General features: G+C 67.8%; 21 protein-coding genes. 17 read left to right on the top strand and 4 right to left on the bottom strand.

The annotated features are described in order from the left end of the window. The first annotated feature begins 108 nt into the window (after window positions 1-108). From AB4112_RS10415 to atzF, 9 genes are all read left to right on the top strand, one after another. Entirely contained in the window at window positions 109-759 is a 651-nt protein-coding gene (locus AB4112_RS10415; RefSeq protein ID WP_309799833.1) for a hydrolase, read from the top strand. A 337-nt stretch (window positions 760-1,096) separates the two neighbouring features. Further along, window positions 1,097-2,152, top strand: coding sequence for a BMP family ABC transporter substrate-binding protein (locus tag AB4112_RS10410; RefSeq protein WP_441719257.1), 1,056 nt, complete (start codon window positions 1,097-1,099; stop codon window positions 2,150-2,152). Between the two features lie 40 nt (window positions 2,153-2,192). Continuing rightward, window positions 2,193-3,314: an ABC transporter permease gene (locus AB4112_RS10405; protein WP_441719254.1), complete on the top strand. Its 1,122-nt coding sequence runs from the start codon at window positions 2,193-2,195 to the stop codon at window positions 3,312-3,314. Further along, on the top strand, window positions 3,314-4,240 hold the full coding sequence (locus tag AB4112_RS10400) for an ABC transporter permease (protein WP_309799839.1): 927 nt from the start codon (window positions 3,314-3,316) through the stop codon (window positions 4,238-4,240). Before AB4112_RS10405 ends, AB4112_RS10400 begins: the two co-directional genes overlap by 1 nt. A 13-nt stretch (window positions 4,241-4,253) precedes the next feature. Then, window positions 4,254-4,964, top strand: coding sequence for a biuret amidohydrolase (biuH, locus tag AB4112_RS10395; RefSeq protein WP_441719250.1), 711 nt, complete (start codon window positions 4,254-4,256; stop codon window positions 4,962-4,964). Between the two features lie 77 nt (window positions 4,965-5,041). Continuing rightward, window positions 5,042-6,523: an ABC transporter ATP-binding protein gene (locus tag AB4112_RS10390; RefSeq protein ID WP_441719247.1), complete on the top strand. Its 1,482-nt coding sequence runs from the start codon at window positions 5,042-5,044 to the stop codon at window positions 6,521-6,523. A gap of 2 nt (window positions 6,524-6,525) precedes the next feature. Then, the gene (locus AB4112_RS10385) at window positions 6,526-7,191 is read left to right on the top strand and encodes a cysteine hydrolase family protein (RefSeq protein WP_441719244.1); all 666 of its coding nucleotides are present in this window, start codon (window positions 6,526-6,528) and stop codon (window positions 7,189-7,191) included. Beyond that, a complete protein-coding gene (locus AB4112_RS10380; protein ID WP_309799848.1) occupies window positions 7,184-7,534 on the top strand; it encodes a cupin domain-containing protein in 351 nt (116 codons plus the stop codon). The genes AB4112_RS10385 and AB4112_RS10380 overlap by 8 nt, the downstream gene beginning before the upstream one ends. Before the next feature lie 23 nt (window positions 7,535-7,557). Beyond that, complete coding sequence (atzF, locus tag AB4112_RS10375) at window positions 7,558-9,351, top strand: allophanate hydrolase (protein ID WP_309799849.1); 1,794 nt, start codon at window positions 7,558-7,560, stop codon at window positions 9,349-9,351. A gap of 2 nt (window positions 9,352-9,353) precedes the next feature. Here atzF and AB4112_RS10370 read toward each other — a convergent pair whose 3' ends face one another. Beyond that, a complete protein-coding gene (locus tag AB4112_RS10370; protein WP_309799851.1) occupies window positions 9,354-10,010 on the bottom strand; it encodes a GntR family transcriptional regulator in 657 nt (218 codons plus the stop codon). A 281-nt stretch (window positions 10,011-10,291) separates the two neighbouring features. Here AB4112_RS10370 and AB4112_RS10365 point away from each other — a divergent pair, with 281 nt between their 5' ends. From AB4112_RS10365 to AB4112_RS10335, 7 genes are all read left to right on the top strand, one after another. Continuing rightward, window positions 10,292-10,876 carry a TetR/AcrR family transcriptional regulator gene (locus AB4112_RS10365; RefSeq protein ID WP_309799853.1) on the top strand — a complete coding sequence of 195 codons (585 nt, stop codon included), beginning with the start codon at window positions 10,292-10,294 and terminating at the stop codon, window positions 10,874-10,876. Window positions 10,877-11,034: 158 nt separating this feature from the next. After that, complete coding sequence (locus AB4112_RS10360) at window positions 11,035-11,670, top strand: hypothetical protein (protein WP_309799855.1); 636 nt, start codon at window positions 11,035-11,037, stop codon at window positions 11,668-11,670. A gap of 96 nt (window positions 11,671-11,766) precedes the next feature. After that, window positions 11,767-12,624, top strand: coding sequence for a cytochrome b/b6 domain-containing protein (locus AB4112_RS10355; RefSeq protein ID WP_309799857.1), 858 nt, complete (start codon window positions 11,767-11,769; stop codon window positions 12,622-12,624). After that, the gene (locus tag AB4112_RS10350; protein ID WP_309799859.1) at window positions 12,621-13,394 is read left to right on the top strand and encodes a molybdopterin-binding protein; all 774 of its coding nucleotides are present in this window, start codon (window positions 12,621-12,623) and stop codon (window positions 13,392-13,394) included. The genes AB4112_RS10355 and AB4112_RS10350 overlap by 4 nt, the downstream gene beginning before the upstream one ends. A 114-nt stretch (window positions 13,395-13,508) precedes the next feature. After that, on the top strand, window positions 13,509-13,889 hold the full coding sequence (locus tag AB4112_RS10345) for a YybH family protein (RefSeq protein ID WP_309799860.1): 381 nt from the start codon (window positions 13,509-13,511) through the stop codon (window positions 13,887-13,889). Between the two features lie 249 nt (window positions 13,890-14,138). Beyond that, window positions 14,139-14,864 carry a response regulator gene (locus tag AB4112_RS10340; protein ID WP_309799862.1) on the top strand — a complete coding sequence of 242 codons (726 nt, stop codon included), beginning with the start codon at window positions 14,139-14,141 and terminating at the stop codon, window positions 14,862-14,864. A 175-nt stretch (window positions 14,865-15,039) separates the two neighbouring features. Further along, on the top strand, window positions 15,040-15,624 hold the full coding sequence (locus tag AB4112_RS10335) for a DUF308 domain-containing protein (protein WP_309799863.1): 585 nt from the start codon (window positions 15,040-15,042) through the stop codon (window positions 15,622-15,624). Here the strand turns inward: AB4112_RS10335 and AB4112_RS10330 are convergent. From AB4112_RS10330 to AB4112_RS10320, 3 genes are read right to left on the bottom strand one after another with little or no spacing between them, the layout of a single operon-like run. Continuing rightward, complete coding sequence (locus AB4112_RS10330) at window positions 15,621-16,502, bottom strand: SMP-30/gluconolactonase/LRE family protein (RefSeq protein WP_309799865.1); 882 nt, start codon at window positions 16,500-16,502, stop codon at window positions 15,621-15,623. The two genes, AB4112_RS10335 and AB4112_RS10330, sit on opposite strands and share 4 nt — an antisense overlap. Next, window positions 16,499-17,419, bottom strand: coding sequence for an NAD-dependent epimerase/dehydratase family protein (locus tag AB4112_RS10325; protein ID WP_441719236.1), 921 nt, complete (start codon window positions 17,417-17,419; stop codon window positions 16,499-16,501). Before AB4112_RS10325 ends, AB4112_RS10330 begins: the two co-directional genes overlap by 4 nt. Window positions 17,420-17,422: 3 nt before the next feature. After that, window positions 17,423-18,151: a FadR/GntR family transcriptional regulator gene (locus AB4112_RS10320; RefSeq protein WP_441719233.1), complete on the bottom strand. Its 729-nt coding sequence runs from the start codon at window positions 18,149-18,151 to the stop codon at window positions 17,423-17,425. 269 nt (window positions 18,152-18,420) lie between these two features. Between AB4112_RS10320 and AB4112_RS10315 the strand changes: the two genes are divergently transcribed. Next, the gene (locus AB4112_RS10315; protein WP_441719230.1) at window positions 18,421-20,376 is read left to right on the top strand and encodes an ABC transporter substrate-binding protein; all 1,956 of its coding nucleotides are present in this window, start codon (window positions 18,421-18,423) and stop codon (window positions 20,374-20,376) included. Window positions 20,377-20,432 lie beyond the last annotated feature (56 nt).

Genomic DNA, 20,432 nt, shown 5'->3' with positions numbered 1-20,432 from the left:
GTGCTACCGCATCTCGAATAGGAACGGCAATACGGGTTCCGGCAACGCGCCGTCGGCGCATGTCTCCGCAAAACCAATGCCGCTCACACGACAGCAAAGGATGTGACAATGACCTTTCGCAATGGCCTTGCTTCGCTTCTTCGTCCCGAAGACTCGGTACTTGTCCTTATCGACCACCAGCCCTACCAGCTCGCGAACCTGAACAGCCACGATCCGCATGCGGTGGTCAACAACTCGACGGCCTTGGCAAAGGCCGCGAAGGCCTTCGGCGTCCCCACCATCCTGACGAGCGTCGTCGCCGAACGAGGCGGTCTCATCTTCCCCCAGATCACCGAGGTGTTCCCTGGCCAGGAGGTCATCGACCGGACGTTCATCAATACCTGGGAGGACAGGAAGGTCGTGGACGCAGTCAGGGCGACCGGCCGCAAGCAGCTGATCATCGCCGGCCTGTGGACCGAGATCTGCGTCGCCATGCCGGTTATCCAGGCGCTGGGCGAAGGCTGGGATGTCACGGTCATCACCGACGCCTCGGGCGGCACGTCGGTCGAAGCGCACGAAGTCGCCATCCAGCGCATGATCGCGGCCGGCGCGAACATGATGACCTGGCTGGCGCTGGCATCGGAGTGGCAGCGCGACTGGGCGCGCACCGAGCACGTCGGCGAACTGACGGAGGTGCTCAAGCAGCACGCCGCCGGCAGCGGCATCGCGTACCTCTGGGAACAGCAGTTGCTCAACACGCCGGTACCGACCACGGCCTGACCCGAGCGGGATGACGAGGATCAGAAACGAGACGTTGCGAAAGCCACCACTCTTCGAGCCTCGTCATCTCTTTCAACAGGCCATCTCGTAGGCAATGCCCTACCGTGATGAAAAAATGATCAATCTGCTTCTCTGCCGACCTCAGATGATATGCCAGAATTTAGAAAATCTATATTTTTCAATAGATTGATTTTGGCATTGGAATTGCATGCAATTCAAGGAAAGGCATCGGCCGAAAGCGGGCCGGGCAAATTCCGATCTGCAGGGGGCTTCCATGTCGCGTCCGTTCTCCATCACGCGCCGCAAATTCCTGTCTGGCACCGCAGCGACGGCAGCGATGTCGACATTGCCGTCGTTCCGGGCGAAAGCGGCGGCGCCGTTGACCGTCGGCTTCATCTATGTCGGGGCTCGGGGCGACTACGGATACAACCAGTCCCACGCCGAAGGCGCCGCCGCCGTCAAAGCGATGGCCGGCGTCACCGTGGTCGAGGAGGAAAACGTTCCGGAGACCATCGACGTCCAGAAGACCATGGAATCGATGATCAACCTGGACGGGGCGAGCCTGATCTTCCCGACCTCCTTCGGCTATTTCGACCCGCATATGCTGGCGATGTGCGCCAAATACCCCGACGTGCAGTTCCGCCATTGCGGCGGGCTGTGGTCGAAGGACAAGCACCCGGTCAATGCCGGGTCCTATTTCGGCTATATCGGCATGGGCCAATACCTGAACGGCATCGTCGCCGGCCATGCCAGCAAGACCAAGAAGATCGGCTTCGTCGCCGCCAAGCCGATCCCGCAGGTGCTGCTGAACATCAATTCCTTCGTGCTGGGCGCCCGCAGCGTCGACCCGACGATCACCGGCCAGGTGATCTTCACCGGCGAATGGTCGCTGGCGGTGAAGGAGGCGGAGGCGACCAACGCGCTGATCGACCAGGGTGTCGACGTCGTCACCTGCCATGTCGACGGGCCGAAGGTGACGGTCGAGACCGCCGCCGGCCGCGGCGCCTATGTCTGCGGCTATCACGCCAGCCAGGCGCCGTTGGCGCCGGAGAGATACCTGACCGGCGCGGAATGGAACTGGGCCGAGGTCTACAAGGGTTTCGTCGCCAAGGCGCTGGCGGGCGAGCCGCTGCCGAACTTCACCCGCGGCGGCCTCGCCGACGGCTTCGTCAAGATGAGCGCCTACGGCCCCGCGGTCGACGACGGGGCCCGCCGCCATGCCGATGCAGTGAAGGCCGAGATCCTGAAGGGAGGCTACGCCGTGATCAAGGGGCCGCTGAAGGACAATGGCGGCAGGCAGGTCGTCGCCGCCGGCGCTGCCTATCAGGAGACGGCGATCGAACTGGAAAGCATGAACTACCTGGTCGAAGGCGTGATCGGGTCGACCTCCTGAGGCCGCCGTCCAAAGGCAGATGCGACAGGGAGTTCCGCCGATGTCCGATCTGACGACCAAGCTGGGCATGATCGCCGCCGGAAGCGGGGTCGCCGGCGATGGCACGGTGCGGCTGAAGCGGGCCGCGGAAGCGGTCGCCGTCCCGATCCTGGCGGTGCTGGGCGGGGCCGCGGCCTTCTCGCTGTTCCTGCTGCTGGCCGGTGCATCGCCGCTGCAGCTGTACGGGCTGATCTGGACCGGCGGCTTCGGCAGCTGGTTCTCCTGGCAGAACACGCTGCAGCGGGCCGCGCCGCTGTTGCTGACCGCGCTGTGCGTGGCGCTGCCGGCCCGGGTCGGTCTGGTCATCATCGGCGGCGAAGGCGCCCTGGTGCTGGGCGGCGTCGCGGCGGCCGCGATCGCGCAGCCGCTGCAGGGCTTGCCGGCGGCGCTGGTGATCCCGGCCATGGCGCTGGCCGCGATGACGGTCGGGGCCGTGTGGATCGGGTCGGTCGGCGCGCTGCGCCATTGGCGCGGCGTCAACGAGACGATCGCCAGCCTGCTGATGACCTATATCGCGATCGCGCTGATGAACCATCTGGTCGAAGGACCGCTGCGCGACCCGGCCAGCCTGAACAAGCCGTCGACCGCCGCGATCGGCGACGCCTACCGCATCGGCGCGATGCCGGGCATGGATGTGCATTGGGGGCTGGCCGCCGGCATCGTCGCCTGCGGGCTGGCCTGGCTGCTGATCGAACGGACCGGCTTCGGCTTCAGCGCTCGCATCACCGGCGGCAACCTTCGGGCAGCCCAGCTGCAGGGGCTGGCCGTCGGCAGGCTGCTGATCGCCACCACCGCGCTGGCCGGGGCATGTGCCGGCCTGGCCGGGCTGTTCGAGGTGGCGGCGGTGCAGGGGCGGGCCAACGCTTCGCTCGCCGCCGGCTACGGCTACAGCGGCATCCTGGTCGCCTTCCTGGCTCGGCAGAACCCGCTGGCGATCATCCCGATGGCCCTCCTCCTCGGCGGCATCGCCGCCGCCGGCGGGCTGATCCAGCGCCGCATGGGCCTGCCCGACGCCACGGTCCTGGTGCTGCAGGGCGTCCTGTTCGTCGCCATCCTGCTGGGCGAGACGCTGTACGGCCGCATCCCCTGGTTCCAGCCCCGCATCACCCGGGACATCCGCTGATGGACCCGACCGATCTCGGCTCCTGGGCCGTACCGCTGGCGATTCTCGGCGGCGCCATCCGCGTCTCGACCCCCTTCCTGTTCGTCTCGCTCGGGGAATGCCTGACGGAGAAGAGCGGGCGGATCAATCTCGGCCTCGAAGGTACGCTGGTGATCGGCGCGGTCAGCGGCTACGCCGCCGCCTACCACTCCGGCTCCGCCTGGATCGGCGTGGCCGCGGCCGGCGCGGCCGGTGCGGTGATGGGGGCCGTGCACGGCTGGATCTGCAAGTTTCCGCGGGTCAACGACATTGCCATCGGCATCGCCCTGATGCTGCTCGGCACCGGCATCGCCTTCTTTTTTGGCAAGCCTTACATCCAGCCGGTCGCCCCGCATCTGCCGGCGATCGAATTCGGGGCGTGGTCGGCCAGCCCGCAGGTCCAGGCGGCGCTGAAGGTCAACGTGCTGTTCCTGGTCGGCGCCGTGCTGGCCGTGGCGCTGTGGTGGGCTTTCCGCAACACCCGCGCCGGGCTGCTGGTCCGCGTCGCCGGCGACAGTGCCGATGCGGCGCGAGCGCTGGGGGCCGACGTGAACCGCATCCGCCTGCTGGCGACCACGGCCGGCGGCGTCCTGGCCGGGATCGGCGGCTCCTACCTGTCGCTGTACTACCCCGGCAGCTGGACGGAAGGCGTCTCCTCCGGCCAGGGGCTGATGGCGGTGGCGCTGGTGATCTTCGCGCGCTGGAACCCGATCGCCTGCTTCGGCGCGGCGCTGCTGTTCGGCGGGGCCGGGGCGCTGGGGCCGGCGCTGCAATCGGTCGGCATGACCAAGGGCTACTACCTGTTCTATGCCGCGCCTTATGTCCTGACCCTGCTGATCATGATCCTGACCTCGTCGCGCGGCCGCACCCTGTCCGGCGCACCGGGCGAGCTGTCGATCACCAAATAGGAAGGACGCGTCCATGCTTTCGACGGCGACCGCAGCGGCAGAGACCGGCCGCTTCATCGAGGCCGACCCCTATCCCTGGCCCTGGAACGGCGATTTGCGGCCGGAGAACACGGCCCTGATCATCATCGACATGCAGATCGATTTCTGCGGGCCCGGCGGTTATGTCGACGCCATGGGCTACGACCTGTCGCTGACCCGTGCGCCGATCGAGCCGATCCGCCGCGTCCTGGCGGCGATGCGGGCAGGCGGCTATCACATCCTGCACACCCGCGAAGGCCACAGGCCGGACCTGGCCGACCTGCCGGCCAACAAGCGCTGGCGGTCGCGCCGCATCCATGCCGGCATCGGCGATCCGGGTCCCTGCGGCCGCATCCTAGTGCGCGGCGAGCCGGGCTGGGAGATCATCCCCGAGCTGGCGCCGCGGGACGGCGAGCCGGTCATCGACAAGCCCGGCAAGGGGTCCTTCTGCGCCACCGACCTGGAACTGATCCTGCACCAGCGCGGCATCGCCAATCTGGTGCTGACCGGCATCACCACCGATGTCTGCGTCCACACCACGATGCGCGAGGCCAATGACCGCGGCATCGAATGCCTGCTGCTGGAGGATTGCTGCGGCGCCACCGACCGCGGCAACCACGAGGCGGCGGTCAAGATGATCAAGATGCAGGGCGGCGTGTTCGGCGCGGTCTCCGACGCTGCCGCCTTCACCGCGTCCCTGCCGTGAGCGCCGCGATAACGGCCGTGGCCGGTTCCCGGACCATGCCGCCGTTCGGCCGCGCTCTCGGTCTCGAAACGATCGGGATGACCAAGCAGTTCGGCGGCTTCACGGCGCTCGACGACGTGTCGATCCGGGTGCGGCCGGGGACGATGCATGCGTTGCTCGGCGAGAACGGCGCGGGCAAGTCGACCCTGGTGAAGTGCGTCATGGGGTTTCAGCCGCCGACCCGCGGGTCGACCGTGATCGACGGGCGTGAGGTCGCGATCGACAGCCCGCGCGCCGCCCAGGCACTGGGCGTCGGCATGGTGTACCAGCATTTCACCCTGGTGCCGTCGCTGACCGCGGCCGAGAATCTGGTGATCGCCCGGGCCGGCGGTCCGCGCGTGATCGACTGGCGGCGGGAACGGGCGCGGCTGGACGCCTTCCTGGCGGGGACGCCCTTCGCCGTGCCGCTGGACAAGCCGGTGGCCCGGCTGGCGGCCGGCGAGAAGCAGAAGCTGGAGATCCTGAAGCAGCTTTACCTCGACCAGCGCCTCCTGATCCTGGACGAGCCGACCTCGGTGCTGACGCCGGCCGAGGCGGACGAGATGCTGGGCCTGCTGCGCGGCATGACCGATGCCGGCCGGCTGACGGTGCTGATGATCACGCACAAGTTCCGCGAGGTGACGGCCTTCTGCGAGGAGGTCTCGGTGCTACGCCGCGGCCGCTATGCCGGCGGCGGGCTGGTCGCCGATCTCGCCCGCGCCGATATGGCGGCGATGATGATCGGCGCGGCCACACTGCCCACTGTCGGCCAGAGGATCGGCGAGCCGCGGCGGACGGTGCCGGTGCTGTCGCTGCGCGGTGTCGCCGCGCCGGATCTGAGCGGGCGAAAGCAGTTCCGCATCGACGCGCTCGACGTCTTCCCGGGCGAGATCGTCGGCATCGCCGGCATCTCCGGCAATGGCCAGAAGGAGCTGGTCGAGGTGCTGGCCGGGCAGCGGGCCCGGACCGAAGGGCAGGTGCTGGTGGCCGGCGCCCCCTATGCCGGCACCCGTGGCGAGGCGCAGGCCCGCGGCGTGCGCTGCATTCCGGAGGAGCCGCTGCGCAACGCCTGCGTCCCGCGCATGTCGGTGACGGAGAACCTGGCCTTCCGCATCTTCGACCGGACAGCCGAGGGCGGCCGGAGATCCTGGCTCGACCGCGGCTTCATGCGCGATCACGCCCGGCGCTTGATCGACGCTTATGGCATCAAGACCGCCTCGCCGGAGGCGGAGATCGCCACCCTGTCCGGCGGCAACGTCCAGCGCGCCGTGCTGGCCCGCGAACTGGCCGGGACCGTACGGCTGCTGATCACCGCCAATCCGTGCTTCGGGCTGGACTTCGCCGTCGTGGCCGACATCCGGTCGCAGATCGTGGCGGCGCGGAACCAGGGCACGGCGGTGCTGCTGATCAGCGAGGATCTGGACGAGCTGCTGGAGCTGTCGGACCGCATCCTGGTGATGTCGGAGGGGCGGATCACCTATGAGACGCCGGGTGCGGTCGCCGACGCCCATGTCATCGGCAGCCACATGGCGGGGCATTGACCATGGCGATGGTGCGGGCCCGGCCGTTCGACTTTCCGTTCTCGCCGGCGACGCTGGCGCTGGTGGTGATCGACATGCAGCGTGATTTCCTGGAGCCGGGCGGGTTCGGCGCCAGCCTCGGCAACGACGTCTCGCTGCTGGCGCCGGCGGTGCCGGCGGCCCGGCGGCTGATCGCCGGCTTCCGCGCTGCGGGACTTCCGGTGATCCACACCATGGAATGCCATCGGCCGGACCTGTCCGACTGCCCCGAGGCCAAGCGCAGCCATGGCGCACCGAGGCTGCGCATCGGCGACGACGGGCCGATGGGGCGGATCCTGATCGCCGGCGAGCCGGGCACCGCGATCGTGCCGGAGCTGGCGCCGATCGCCGGCGAGATGGTGATCGAAAAGCCGGGCAAGGGCGCCTTCCATGCCACCGGCCTGGGCGATGGGCTCGCCCGGCTCGGCATCCGCCAGCTGGTGCTGGCCGGCGTCACCACCGAGGTCTGCGTCCAGACCACGATGCGCGAGGCCAACGATCGTGGCTTCGACTGCCTGCTGGCCGAGGACGCGACCGAGAGCTACTTCCCCGAATTCAAGGCGGCGACGCTGGCGATGATCCGGGCCCAGGGCGCCATCGTCGGCTGGACCGCCCGGACCGATGCCGTGCTGGAGGCGCTCCATGGCTGATCCCCTGCATATCCCGGGCCTTGTCGCCGGCGGCTGGCGCAGCCTCGCCTATGAGCCGTTTCGCGACGGCATCGAGATCGCCCGGCTGTATGGCGAGGGCGGGGAGGGGCCGGCGATCGCGGTGCTGCGCTACCGGCCCGGCGCCACGGTGCCGCGCCACCTGCATGTCGGGGTCGAGATGATCCTGGTGCTGGAGGGCGGGCAGGTCGATGAGCACGGCAGCTATCCCGCCGGCTCGCTGCTGATCAACCCGCCCGGCACCGACCACGCCGTCGCCGCCCCGGAAGGCTGCGTGGTGCTGATCCAATGGGCCCGGCCGGTCCGCTTCCTGGATGCCGGCTGACGCCGGAAACAATGGATCTCCGAATGTCGTCCGAACCGAATTTCACCATCCCCGACCTGCACCGGGCCTATGCCGACGGGCTGTCGCCGCACGCGGTGGTCGACATCGCCTTCCGGCGGCTGCGGGCGGCTGACGATCCCGGTATCTTCATCGCCACCGCCGATCCGGCCGCTCTGCATGCGGAAGCCGATGCGCTGGGGGCTTTCGATCCCGCCCGGCCGCTCTGGGGCGTGCCGGTCGCGATCAAAGACAACATCGATGTCGCCGGGCTGCCGACCACGGCTGCCTGCCCTGATTTCGCCTACCGGCCCGAGGCGGATGCGGCCTGCGTCGCCCGGCTGCGCGCGGCGGGGGCGCTGGTGGTGGGCAAGACCAATCTCGACCAGTTCGCGACCGGGCTGGTCGGGCTGCGCACCCCTTACCCGGCGCCACGCAACGCCTGCGACCCGACGCTGGTGCCGGGCGGATCGTCCAGCGGCTCGGCCGTGGCCGTGGCCAGGGGCATCGTCGCCCTCTCCCTCGGCACCGACACCGCCGGGTCCGGCCGGGTGCCCGCCGCGTTGAACGACATCGTCGGGCTGAAGCCTTCGCTCGGTGCGATTTCGACGTGCGGCGTCGTTCCGGCCTGCCGCACCCTGGACTGCGTCTCGATCTTCGCCCTGACCGTCGAGGATGCCTGGGCCGGGCTGACGGTCCTGGCCGGCTTCGACGCCGCGGACCCGTATTCCCGGCGGGTCCGGCTGGCCCGGCCGCACCGCCCGCCGGTGCTGCGGGTCGGGGTGCCGCAACCGCATGACCGCGTCTTCCTCGGCGATCCCCACGCCGAGGCGGCGTTCACGGCGGCGCTGGCCGATCTCGAGGCGCTCGGATGCACAGTGGTGCCGATCGACTTCCAACCGTTCCGCGAGACGGCGGCGCTGCTCTACGAGGGGGCCTGGGTGGCGGAGCGCTATGCCGCGATCCAGCCCTTCCTGGAGAGCCGGCCGGATTCGGTCCACCCCGTGACCCGGGGGATCATCGAGGGCGCGCGGCGCTTCAGCGCCGCCGACGCCTTCCGCGGCCTGTACCGGCTGGAGGCGCTGCGGCGCGAGGTCGGTGCCATCCTCGCCGGGCTCGACCTGTTGTGCGTGCCGTCGGTGCCGACGGTCCACACCGTCGCGCAGGTGCTGGCCGACCCAGTCCGCACCAACAGCGATTTCGGCCTCTACACGAATTTCGCGAACTTCCTCGGCCTGTGCGGGGTGGCGGTGCCGGCGGAGCGGCGTCGCGACGGCCGGCCGGCCGGGGTGACGCTGCTGGCCCCGGATGGCGCGGACGGCCTGGTCACGGCTCTGGCCCGGGACCTGCAGCGGCGCCTCGATCGTCCGCTCGGCGCCACCGGCTGGCGGCTGCCGGCGGCGGGGCCGGCGCCCGATCCGGACGCCGATCTGGTGCCGCTGGTGGTGGTCGGCGCCCATCTCTCCGGGCTGCCGCTGAACTCCGAACTGACAGGGCTGGGCGCCGTGTTCCTGGAGACAACCCGAACCCGGCCCGATTACCGGCTGTACCGCCTGGCGGGCACGATCCCGCCCAAGCCCGGTCTGCTTCGTGTGGCCGATGGCCAAGGTCAGGCGATCGCGGTCGAGATCTGGGGGCTGTCGCCGGAGGCGTTCGGCCGCTTCGTCGCCGGCATACCGGCGCCGCTCGGCATCGGCACCGTCCGGCTTGCCGACGGCCGTGCGGTCAAGGGCTTCGTGGCCGAGGCTGCGGGCGTGGTCGGCGCCGAAGATGTCAGCCACCATGGCGGCTGGCGCGCCTATCTGGCCGCCCGGGCCTGACCTCAGGCGACCGCCTCGGGCATGGCGGGGATCAGGTCGACGGCACCGCGGACGATCGACATGTGCGACTGCATCTCGCCGGCCGCACGGTCGGCGTCGGCACGCAGGATCGCCTCGACGATGCGATCGTGCTCGGCATAGGACCGGGTCAGGCGGCTCGGGGCCTCGAATTGCGCGCGCCGGAACGGGGCGACGCGCTGGCGCACATGCAGGGCCAGCTCGGCCAGATAGCCGTTGTGCGCGCCGCGGTAGATCGCCTCGTGGAAGCGGAAATTGTGGTCCTGGTAGGCGGGCAGATCGCCATCGACGACGTGGCGGTTCGAGGCTCGGTGCATCGCCTCCAGCGCGTGCCGCTCCGGGGCGGTCATGGCCCGCGCCGCCCAGCGCGCAGCCAGCGCCTCGACCTCCGCCATCACCGCGAACATCTCGTCGATCCGCTGCGGCGTGAAGGCCGCGACCACGGCGCCGCGTCGGGGACGGGCTTCGGCGAAGCCGCTGGCCTCGAGCTGCCGGATCGCCTCCCGGATCGGCGTGCGGGACACGGCGAAGCGCTGAGCCAGGCCGGCCTCATCCAGGGCGTCGCCCGGCCGCAGCCGGCCATGCACGATGTCGTCGGACAGAGTCGTGCGGATCTGTTCGGCGCGGGTGGGAGGCTTCATCGGCGACATCGCAACGGCGGCAGGGCCTCCAGTGGAAGCCCAAGCCCGCGGTTTTGCAAGCCGACGGAGGATCGGGTCGGCGGCGGCCGCGGCCCGGGCAATCGGAAGCCCGTGCGGTGCCGCGCCGGAACGCCGGAGTGCCAGATCTTCGCGGCATAAGGCGAACTTATGAGCAATATTTAAACTACAAATTTGCCAATAATTGTCCGGTCAGTATCGCCGAGCCAGACCCGTCGCGCTTGGCGGTTGACATCCTACCAACTAGAAGGTAGTCATAGGCCATGAGCAACGCATCGACCACCGCGGACGACATCCTTGCCTGCGCGCGGACCCTGATCACAACCGGTGGCTACAACGGCTTCAGCTATGCCGACATTGCGGATGTCGTCGGTATCCGCAAGCCAAGCATCCATCACCATTTCCCGACCAAAGCGGATTTGGTGCGCACACTGCTCTCCCGATATCGGGAAGAGGCCGTCGCCGGTCTCGCATATCTGGAACAACGGACTTCCGATCCGCTCGAACAGCTTCGGAACTATACGGATTACTGGGCAGCCTGCATCAGGGACGCCAGCGCGCCAATCTGTGTGTGCGCTCTTTTGGCGAGCGAGCTTCCTGTTCTTCCGGCGGAAGTCGCCCTCGAAGTCAGAGCCCATTTCCGCATGCTCTCGGCTTGGTTGACCTCGGTCCTGGAGCGCGGCCAGCGAGTGGGAAGTCTTGAGTTGACAGACGCGCCCCACATCGAAGCGGAAGGCTTCATGGCGACCATTCATGGAGCCATGCTGTCGGCACGTGCCTATGACAATCCTGAGATATTCGGCGCTGTCACCGCTCGGCTGATCGACCGACTTTGTCATCGTCAGTGAGAGCCCGTTGATCTCCGGCAAGGAAACCGCGGCTTAGCATCTATCAGGGCGACGTTCGGTGATGCCCTGGCGGGCTTCGAGCGGAGAAGCCGCGCTGTGCAAGATGGGCCGCAAATTCGCAGCCCAAGACTACCAACTAGAAGGTCAGTGAAGATAACATGCATCTCAAAGTCTTTCCGTCCTTGATCATCGCCGCAGCACTCGGCGCCTTGGTGACGACAGGTCTTGCGTCTCCGGCATCCGCCCAGAACCAGAACGCCCAGCAGGTGCGTCTGCGGGGCAGCATCGTCGAATCCAGCAATGCGATGCTCAAGGTGAAGACCCGTGAAGGGCAAACCGTCGATGTCACGCTGGCGCAGGGCTTCAAGGTCTCCGGCGTTGCCAACGCCTCGGTGACCGACATCAAGCCCGGCGACTATGTCGGCATCGCTTCGCTGCCGAAGGCGGACGGCGGTGATGGTGCCCTGGAAGTGCTGATTTTCCCGCCGGCCCTCAAGGGCGCCGGGGAAGGAAGCTACGGCTGGGACCTCAAGCCCAACAGCACCATGACGAACGCGACGGTGGCTGATGCCGTGAAGGGTGTGGAGGGACGCACGGTGACGGTGACCTATCACGGACAGGAGAAGACGATCGCCATCCCCGAGGGCACGCCCGTTGTCACCCTCGCTCCGGCAACCCAGGCCGATCTGAAGCCGGGGGCGGTTGTCTTCATCCCGGCCCAGAAGGACGCGGGTGGCGCGCTCACAGCGCAGCAGGTTGTCGTCGGCGCCAACGGCGTCGTCCCGCCGATGTGAGCCGCGACCCCACCGGCCGGGCACCACCCCCGCTCGGCCGGTGGGGTTTTCGACCCTCAGTCCCGATCAGTTCAGTCACCCGCACAGGACGGACCCATGAACGCGGAGATGCGAAGCTCCCAGCCGGCGCCCCGCCCGAGGACCATCCTTATCCGGCGTCACTCCGTCGTTACCCGTTTGACGCACTGGCTGAATGTGCTGTGCCTCAGCTTCCTGCTCTTGAGCGGGCTTCAGATATTCAACGCCTACCCGCGACTCCACTGGGGCCAGTTCGGCGCCGACGCCGATCCTGCCGTCCTCGAGATCGGCGCAAACGAAAGCGACGGGGAGCCGCACGGCTTCATCAAAATCGGCGGTGTCTCTGTTCCCACGACGGGTGTCTTGGGCCTGTCGAAGATGGAAGGCGAGTGGACGCCGCGGGCGTTTCCGGCCTGGCTTACGCTTCCGTCGTACCAGGACCTTGCCGCCGGCCGACGTTGGCATTTCTTCTTTGCCTGGGTCTTTGTCGTCAACGGCCTCGTGTATCTCGGATACGGGCTCCTGAGCCGCCATTTCCGGCGTGATCTGGCTCCGAACCGCCGTGAACTCGCACCGCGCCACCTCTGGCGCGAGATCATCGATCATGCCCGCTTGCGTTTCCCTAAGGGGGAGGAGGCCCGGCACTACAACGCCCTGCAGAAGCTCACCTACATCGTCGTCATCGCAGCTCTCTTGCCTTTGATGGTGCTGACCGGCCTGACGATGTCGCCGGGCGTAGACGCGGCATTGCCGGTTCTTCTCGACATCTTCGGCGGGCGTCAGTCCGCCCGGGCGCTGCATTTCATCACTGCATCGCTGCTCGTTACGTTCGTCGCCGTTCACGTCGCCATGGTCATCCTCTCAGGCCCTTGGAACAACATGCGTTCGATGGTCACGGGCCGCTATGCCATCCGTCAGAAGGGACCCGGCGCATGACCAGCCTGACACGCCGTCGCTTCCTGATCGGCAGTGCTTCCGGCGCGAGCGCGCTGGCGCTGACCGGCTGCGACATGCTGGAGCAGAATTCCGGATTGGGAGCCGTCATCCGTTCAGCCGAGACGCTGACGATGAAAGCCCAGAGGCTGCTTCTGGGTCGCGGAGCGCTCGCGCGCGAATTTGCCGAGACCGACATCTCGCCATCCTTTCGGGTGAACGGGACCAGCGCGCCAGACGGCGACGAGTATGCGCAGCTCGTCGATGGCAAGTTCGCAAGCTGGCGGTTGAAGATCGATGGCCTTGTCGATCGGCCGGGGGAGCTCTCGCTCGCGGATCTCAAGACGCTCCCGGTCCGCTCCCAGATCACCCGCCATGACTGCGTCGAGGGCTGGAGCGCCATCGGCAAGTGGACAGGCGTTCAGCTTGGGATCCTGCTGAGCTCGGTCGGGCTCAAGCCCTCAGCGCGATATGCTGTCTTCCATTGTGCCGACGAGCTGGAGAGGACGCTCGACGGAAGTGGTCGATACTATGAAAGCATCGATCTCATCGATGCCTTCCACCCGCAGACGATCCTCGCCTACGCGATGAACAATCAAGACCTCAGTGTCGGCCACGGCGCCCCACTGCGCCTCAGGGTCGAACGGCAGCTAGGCTACAAGCAGGCAAAGTACATCATGCGCATCGAGATCGTCGATAATTTCACCGGCCTGTGGGGCGGAAACGGCGGTTACTGGGAAGACCGAGGATACGAATGGTATGCCGGAATCTGAGCAGTTTCGGTGGACCTCAATATCTTATCGGGCACCGCTGGTGAGCCTGCCTACATCCGCCGCCAGCCATGAATCGTGGCGAAGCTTCAATGAGAACTTGGAAGGGGAATCCCGATGTTCGCACGAGATCCGGCGCATGCCATCGAATTGATCGACAAGGCGTTCCAGGAGGCTGATGTCGATACGCTCGTCAGCCTGTATGACGATGCCGCCGTTCTGATCTCGACTGAGCTCGCTCCCGGTCGTGAGATCCGCGGCAAGCAGGAATTGCGCGATTTCTACGCTCGCGTATTGCAGCCCGGCGCTTTCTCCGTCGCCCAGATAAAGACCCATGTGGTCGAGGCGGACGGTATCGCGCTCTTTACATCGCGCTGGAGCTTGAGCCGGGAAGGCGCGCCGACCAAGAGCTTCATTGCGACAGTGGTGTTCCGACAGCAGCCAGACGGTGGTTGGAAGGATTTGATCGACAGCAGCCCCGCAGTCTTGGGTCACTGAGGGCGCTGAACCTTGATCACAGGTTGTGTGCGGCGGATGCGATTGAGCGCCCAGGATATCGCCGTGGGTCATGATGTCTCATGCCGCGGTGCGATGGTTCGGGCACAGCACAGGCGGCGGGTGCCACCGCCGCCGGAACCGGAGTCAGGACCCTTGCATCAGTATCGGACATCCCCGGCCCCGCGCCCCGCCGCCCCCTGGGCGGAGGCAGGGTTCGACATGCAATCGGCACGGCTGGATAGGAGCACCGTGGACAACCGGCTGATCCGCGTCCTCGTCGCCGACGACGACCCCGAGATGCGGAAGGAGATCGTCGATTTCCTGGAGCGCCACGGCGTTCAGGCGGTCGCGGCCCCAGGTCGGCAGGAACTGACCCGCCACCTGGCCGAGGGCAGCCACGACCTGATGATCCTGGATCTGCAATTCGGCATGGAGAACGGCTTCACCCTGCTGCCCGAGATCCGGTCGAAATCCGAGGGCCTGGCGATCATCGGCACCGGGCGCGGCAGGGATGAGATCGACCGTGTCGTCGGGCTGGAACTGGGCGCCGATGACTATCTGGCCAAGCCGTTCGGCCTGCGGGAGTTGCTGGCGCGGATCCGGGCGATCCTGCGCGGACGATATGGCCGGCGGGCACCGCAGCCGCGCGGGACCGAGCGCGGGCGCTATCGGTTCGCCGGCTGGCAGCTGGATCGCCGCCTGCGGCGGCTGACCGATCCCCTGGGGGCCTTGGTGGCACTGTCGAAGAGCGAATACGCGCTGCTGATTGCCTTCATCGAGGCGTCGCCGCGGACGCTCTCGCGCGCGCAACTGCTGCAGGCGACGCACATCCATGAGGACGTGTTCGACCGCAGCATCGACGTCCAGGTGCTTCGGCTGCGCCGCAAGCTCGAGATCGATCCCAGCAACCCGAAGATGGTCCGGACCGAGCGCGGTGTCGGCTACGTCTTCACCACGCCGGTCGAGGTGCTGTGACCGCCCCGACCAGCCCGGTGCAGCTTCCGGTCGTCGCCTCGCATGGCGTTTCCGCGCCCGCGCCAGGCGCGACCGGATGGTGCCGATCGGGACCTTGAACCTCAACCAGGCCCGAATGCACCCGCTCCAACCAGCTCGCCCTATTGGCCTACCGACTAGTCGAAAGGACAGTGCAATGACAGACAGTCACACGGATTCCACTCGCTCCAGCCAAGAACGATGGCTGAGGCTCTACTACTTTACTCGGGCGGCGTTTTCAGTCGTATGGGTGGCTGCCGCGTTCACGGTGGGTCAGCATTCCTCGACCATCGCCGCCGTTTTGCTCGTCGCCTATCCCGCGTGGGATGCCGTTGCCAACTATTCCGACGCGTCGCGAAGCGGTGGATTGGCGCTGAATCGCACCCAGGCCATCAATGTCGTCGTCAGCCTCGCGACGACACTTGCGGTCGTCGTGGCGCTGCAGATGAGCATGAACTGGGTCCTCGCGGTGTTCGGCGCCTGGGCTATCCTCTCGGGCCTGCTTCAACTCGGCACCGCCGTGCGCCGCTGGAAAAGCTACGGCGCGCAGTGGGCGATGAGCCTGAGCGGCGCTCAGTCGGCGCTCGCAGGCGTCTTCTTCATCCTGCAAGCCCGGATGCCGGCTCCGCCGTCGATCACAAACGTGGCTGGCTATGCCGCATTGGGCGCCTTCTACTTCCTGGTTTCGGCGGTGTGGCTGTCCGTGAGCGATCTGCGCCGTAAGGCCGCTCGGCGGTCCTAGGTGTCGAGAAAGCGCCAGGAGGCAAAGCCCGCCACCGGCGCCTCGGCGGCGAGCAGGGCGCCCGACAGCGGCGCTCGCGCCAGCACCTCCGGCGGGTGGCTGCCGCGCAGGCTGGTGAGGTAGAGCGTGCGGAAATCGGGGCCGCCGAAGCACGGCATGGTCGGGAACGGCACCGGAACGGGGAGGGACTCGACCAGGTCGCCATCGGCGGAGAAGCGGTTCAGCCTGCCGGCGGAGACGCCGGCGCTCCAGTAGAAGCCTTCCGCGTCGCAGCTGCCGCCGTCCGGCCGTCCCGTCGCCTCGTCCGGCGTGGCGATGCGCCGGCGGTCGCTGATCGTCCCGGTGCGGGGATCGAAGCGCCAGCGGTCGATCCACTGGCCACGGGAATCGGTGTGGAACATGGTCGCCCCGTCGGCGGTCCAGGCGAGGCCGTTGGACACGATCAGCCCCTCGATCTTCCGCTCCACCCGGCCCGACGGGTCGACCCGGTACAGCGACGCGATCGGCCCTTTCTGCGGCCGGTCGTCCATGGTGCCGACCCAGAGGGCGCCGTCCGGCCCGACCCGCCCGTCGTTGAGGCGCGTCTCCGGCCGGTCCGCCTCGATCGTGCACAGCTCCTGCCGCTCCCCGGATCGCGGATCGAACAGGATCACCCGGTCGCGCAGGGCGACCATCAGCCGTCCGGAGGCGGCGAGGCCGAGCGAGCCGACCTCGCTCTCGAACTGCCAGGACCGCCGCTGCCCGGTCGGCAGGTCGACCGCATGGACCAGGCAGGCCGGGATATCGACGAAGAAGACCTGTTCGGTCGTCTCGTCATAGACCGGGCTTTCGCCGACCCCGCAGCGGGTGTCGGCGATGGTGGCGAAGCTGAGGGTCATGATGAGGCGTTTCCCGGCGAGGAGGGAGGGGAGGGCCACGAGACGCGGCGGCGGCGCACGGCCCCGTCATGGTTCAGCGCGCAGAAGCCGGCGCCCTGGAAATGGTCGGTCACCTCGGGCAGGGGTGAGGGCTTGGGCTGGAAGGCTTCGGGCGCGGCGAAGTCGACCGTGCGGTCCTGCGGCCGATAGCCCAGCGCGGTCGCCACCGAATTGTCCCACCACGTGGCGTCGGTGGCCGAGACGCCGTAGACGGTGGTGCAGTCGATGTCCGGATGCTCCAGCCCGATCAGCACCAACTGGGCCAGGTCGCGCGGGCTGATCCAGACCGCCAGGCCGCGGGGGTCGAACGGCCGTTCGCCGGCATTGCCGATGCGGATCGCCAGGGTGCGGATGCCGGTCTTCTCGAAGTAGAGGCCGGCCTCGAGCTCGCCCCAGCATTTGCTGAGCCCGTAGAGGCCGTCCGGGCGCATCTGGTCCTCGGACCCGACCCGCGCGTCGCGCGGATAGAAGCCGGTCACGTGGTTGCTCGAGGCCAGCACCACGCGGCCGATGCCGGTGCGGACCGCCGCTTCGTATACATTGTGCGTGCCGAGCACGTTGACCCGCAGGATGTCCTCGATCGCCCGCTCGTTGGGATAGCCGGCGAAATGGACGATGGCGTCGGCGCCCTCGACCGCCGCGGTCAGCGCCGCGAGGTCGGTGATGTCGGCGGGCACCCAGCTCTCATGCTCCGCCAGCTCGCCCGGATCGACGACGTCGACGATGCGCACCGCTGTGATGCGGCCGGCCAGCGCCTTGCGCAGCGCCCGGCCGACATTGCCCGACCCGCCGGTGAGGACGATCGATTTGGCGGATGATGCCGGCGCAGCGTTGTCGGTTCCGGCGGCGCTGCCGCCGGATGGCACGGTCGAGGTCACGGGTCACACTCCTTCGAACATGCGCTGCCGGGCGTTGAGGACGTGCCGGCGCATGGCTTCGGCCGCGGCCCCGGCGTCGCGCCGGCGGATCGCCGCGACGATCGCGACATGCTCGTCCTGCACGGCGCGGATCCGCTCCGGCGTCCGCATGCGGCTGAGCTGGCGCGTGATGTTCATGCCGACGGCGATGTGCGAGGCCAGCGAGGCCTGGACCGCGACATGGTAGGGGTTGCGGGTGGCCCGGGCCACCGCCTCGTGGAAGCGCTGGTCCTCGTCGGCGCCGAGCACGCCATTGCCGAGGCAGATCTCGAGCGCCTCCAGCGCCGTCTCGATCTCCTGCAGATCGACCGGCTCCCAGCGTTCGGCGGCCAGTGCCGCGGCGACCGGTTCGAGCCCGGCGCGGAACTCGAAGCAGCGCTGCACATCGGCCAGCGAGCGCACCTGGGCGAAGCGCAGCACCGCCAGATCCGGCTGCCGCCGGACATAGGAGCCGGAGCCCTGGCGCGAGACCACCAGCCCGTCCTGGCGTAGCCGTCCCAGCGCCTCGCGCACCACCGGGCGGGAGGCGCCGAACCGCTCCGACAGCTCCGCCTCCGACGGCAGCCGGCTGTTGAGGGCGAAGTCGCCCTGCGCGATCAGGGCAACAATGCCGTCATAGACAACCCCGCTCAGCCGCCCCGACGGGCCGCTGTCCCGCGGCAGGAGGCCGGCATCGCTGTCGGTGCCAACCATGCCCGTCATCCCTCCGCCGGCAAGTTGTCAAGATTGATCACCCCGGTGATCCTCCTGGCCGTCATGCCGAATGGCTCGTCGCCGCCCGGATTCTCCGAATCTTTTCGGTGTTTGCGCTGCAACATTCTCGGGCGACAGAAAACTTCGGGAACAAGGCCATTGCGGTTGTGATTTGTCAATATTTGTAATATGACCGGAACGACAAAGGAAGCGGGTCGGCACGCATGGCGAAGCCGGATCCGACACGCCACACAGGGGAGGATCCAGGAATGGACGAGAAGCTCAGCGCCTCGCCGCACGTGTTCGCCCGACGCATGGTCCTGAAAGGTCTCGCCGGGGTGGCGGCGCTGCCGCTCGCCGCCCGGCTGGCCCACGCCCAGGCCGCCAAGGGCGAGGCGCCCGGCCTGGCGCAGCTGGTCAAGGACGGCAAGCTGCCGCCGCTGGCCGAACGCCTGCCGGCCAACCCGCTGGTGGTGCAGCCGCTGACCAAGGTCGGCACCTATGGCGGCACGCTGCATCGCGGCCTGCGCGGGTCGGCCGACCACAACGGCATCCTGCGCTTGGTCGGCAATCAGAGCCTGGTGCGCTGGGACCTCGGCTTCACCAAGGCGCTGCCCAACCTGGCGGAAAGCTGGGACGTGAATGCCGATGGCACCGAGTTCGTGTTCCATCTGCGCAAGGGCACGAAATGGTCGGACGGCCATCCCTTCACCGCGGACGACATCGTCTTCTCGATCGAGGATTGTGCCAAGAATTCCGAGCTCTACGGTTCGGTCCCGTCGCAGCTGACCATCGCCGGCAAGCCGGTGGTCGTCACCAAGGTCGACGATGCGACGGTGAAGTTCACCTTCGCCGCGGCCTATGCGACCTATCTCGAGACGCTGGCCACCCCGCTGGGCCAGCACCCGACGCTGTTCGCCAAGCACTACGCCAGCCAGTTCCACCCGAAGTACAACGACAAGGTCGGTGACCTCGCGAAGCAGGCGAACCTGTCGAACTGGACCGACCTGTTCCGGGCCAAGTGCGGCGACATCGAGATCCCGTCGCGCTGGGGCAATCCGGAGAAGCCGACGCTCGACCCCTGGGTGATCGATGAGCCCTATGTCGGCGGCGCCACCCGCGTGGTGATGAAGCGCAACCCCTATTTCTGGCAGGTCGACACCGAGGGCAACCAGCTGCCCTATATCGACGAGCTGTATTTCGGCATCTCGCAGGACGTCGAATCGCTGCTGCTGGACGCGATCTCCGGCAAGCTCGACATCCAGGAGCGGCACATCAACCTGCTGCAGAACAAGCCGACCCTGTCGAAGAACCGGGAGAAGGGCGGCTACCGGCTGATCGAGCTGGAGCCCTCCGCGGCGCAGCAGTGCCAGATCTACCTGAACATCTGCCACAAGGACCCGAAGCTGAAGGCCTTCTTCGGCAACAAGGAAGTCCGCCAGGCGCTGTCGCTCGGCATCGACCGGGGCGAGATCATCGAGCTGGTCTATTTCGGCCAGTCGGAGCCGTACCAGGCCGGGCCGCGGCCCAGCCATCCCTGGTACCACGAGACGCTGGCCCGGCAGTTCACCGATTTCGACGCCGACAAGGCGAACGCCATGCTCGACAAGGCCGGCTACGACAAGAAGGACGGTGACGGCTTCCGCCAGCATCCCGATGGCAGCAAGGTCTTCTTCGCCATCGACGTCATCCCGACCCTCTATGCCGACCTGGTCGACGTGCTGGAGCTGGTGAAGCGGCACTGGGCGGCGATCGGCATCGACATCAAGGTCAACACCATCGAGCGCGCGCTGTACTACACCCGTGGCGACAGCAACGACCATGACGCCCAGGTGTGGCCGGGGCCGGGCGGGCTGGACCCGATGTTCGATCCGCGCGACTTCTTCGCCCAGCATCCGCAGGGTTCGCGCTACGCCATTCCCTGGACCCAGTGGTACGTTTCGAACGGCCAGTCGGGCGAGGAGCCGCCGGAAAGCCAGAAGCAGCGCATGAAGCTGTTCGACGAGGCGCGCAGCACCGCCGATCTCGACAAGCGCGGCGCGACGATGAAGCAGCTGCTCGACCTGACCGCCGAGGCCTTCGAGACGGTCGGCATCTGCCTCGCCGTCAATTCCTTCGGGGTGGTCAAGACCAATCTCGTCAACGCGCCGGAGAAGGAACCGGATTCCTGGACCTGGCCGAACCCCGGCCCGGCCATGCCGCAGCAGTTCTTCTTCTCGAGCTGAGGCCCGGCACCGCCGGCCTTCCTCCGCCGCTCAGCGTCCGTATCGAGGAGAGCCCA

The organism is Inquilinus sp. 2KB_23 (assembly GCF_052115705.1).
Lineage (GTDB): Bacteria > Pseudomonadota > Alphaproteobacteria > DSM-16000 > Inquilinaceae > Inquilinus > Inquilinus ginsengisoli_A.
Note: the sequence above shows the minus strand (reverse complement) of the source record. Positions and strands in the feature narration are given on the sequence as shown.